The organism is Aneurinibacillus migulanus (assembly GCF_001274715.1).
GTDB classification, from domain to species: domain Bacteria; phylum Bacillota; class Bacilli; order Aneurinibacillales; family Aneurinibacillaceae; genus Aneurinibacillus; species Aneurinibacillus migulanus.
In genome coordinates this window covers 1-1,415 of the sequence record NZ_LGUG01000014.1, presented here as the reverse complement: position 1 = coordinate 1,415, position 1,415 = coordinate 1, and the positions used below count along the sequence as shown (strand labels likewise).

The 1,415-nt window shown below is 45.4% G+C and carries 1 protein-coding gene; it reads left to right on the top strand.

What is annotated here, in order from left to right; translation table 11 throughout:
- The first annotated feature begins 117 nt into the window (after positions 1–117).
- On the top strand, positions 118–1,341 hold the full coding sequence (locus AF333_RS31010; RefSeq protein ID WP_043065383.1) for an IS701 family transposase: 1,224 nt from the start codon (positions 118–120) through the stop codon (positions 1,339–1,341).
- Positions 1,342–1,415: the final 74 nt, after the last annotated feature.

Genomic DNA, 1,415 nt, shown 5'->3' with positions numbered 1-1,415 from the left:
ACTGGACTCTTGTAAAAAATTTGTCGAAAAATGAGCAATAAAAAAGGACATTCCGACCTTTTATAGAAGTTTGGGCTACCACACCTAAAACCACTCAAAAGGAGAATGTCCACTTTTATGGTAACTTTTCACTCTTCTATCGTCAAGTTTGTTTTTGCGCTGAATTTACTCTTATCGAAGCCACAACACCGACATTTGCTTGCTTTTCTTCATGGCATCATTCTTTGCGAGGGCCGAGTCAACATCAGCCAAATTCGACGATCATCCAACCATGATCGCGACCTTAGTTGTATGACTCGCTTTTTACAGGAATCTCCTTGGAACCCCCAATACGTTACGAAGCAGCGGCTTTCCTATTTGATGGAAACCATTCGCCAGACGCGTGCCAAATGGGGAGATACACGTCCGATTACGTTCCTGATTCTAGACGACACACAATGTAAAAAAGAACGTTCCACTGTGAAAATGGAGGGTCTCGATTTTCATTATTCTCATTCAGAAGGAAAATCGGTCTGGTCTCATTCGCTCGTGACGGCTCATGTGGTAACGGATGATCTCTCGGTTGCCTGGGATTTTCGTTCCTATTTTCGAAAGGAAGACTGCAAAGAGCGAAACGTCCCGTTCAAAAGTAAAAATGACCTGGCGATTGAACTCCTTGAAACCTATTCTTCTTCACCAGATGAACACGTATATGTCCTGATCGACAGCTGGTACACCAGTAAAAAGCTGATCGATGCCTGTACCAAAAAGGGATTTCATGTCATTGGTGCGTTTCGCTCGAATCGAATGATCGCTCCGTTTGGGATGAAAATCAAAACGTCCACATTTGCGTCCACCATTCTTCGCCCGACTGACCTCTGCCCCGTTACCGTAGACGGTCAGACGTATAAGGTGTACGCGTATGAAGGACCGCTGAGCAACATGGAAAATGTGCGTGTGTTTCTGTCCTGGGAAGACAAGTTTGACCCGAAAAAACTACCGTTTTGCCTACTGTGTACGGATACCAGCCTGGATGTCGTGACCGTCCTGCGCCACTATGCCGTACGCTGGCAAATCGAAGTTGGGTATCGGTACTTTAAGGAGTTGCTTGGTTTCGATCAGTACCAGCACCTTTCGCACAAAGGGATCGAACGATTTTGGACGATTCAGTTTCTGGCGTATACGTTTCTTGCGCTTGAACAGGCGAAAGGAAAACGCCATTCGCCGTCGCTCACATTAGGAGATGTGGTACGTCGTATTCGAAAGGACTGTATGGGGCAGCTCATTTTGTATGCCTATGAACAAGGATGGGCACAAAAACCTCTGGTTGAAGTGCTTAAAAATCTAAGACTATCCTCGTAATCGTTACATTTTATTCTTTTACGCCACCCGTATGCCCATTTTTGGGATCGGACGGAAAAATGCAAGAGTCCAGT

Excerpts from the sequence above, each read along its gene's own strand:
- AF333_RS31010 (WP_043065383.1), top strand. The coding sequence starts at position 118 with ATGGTAACTTTTCACTCTTCTATCGTCAAGTTTGTTTTTGCGCTGAAT.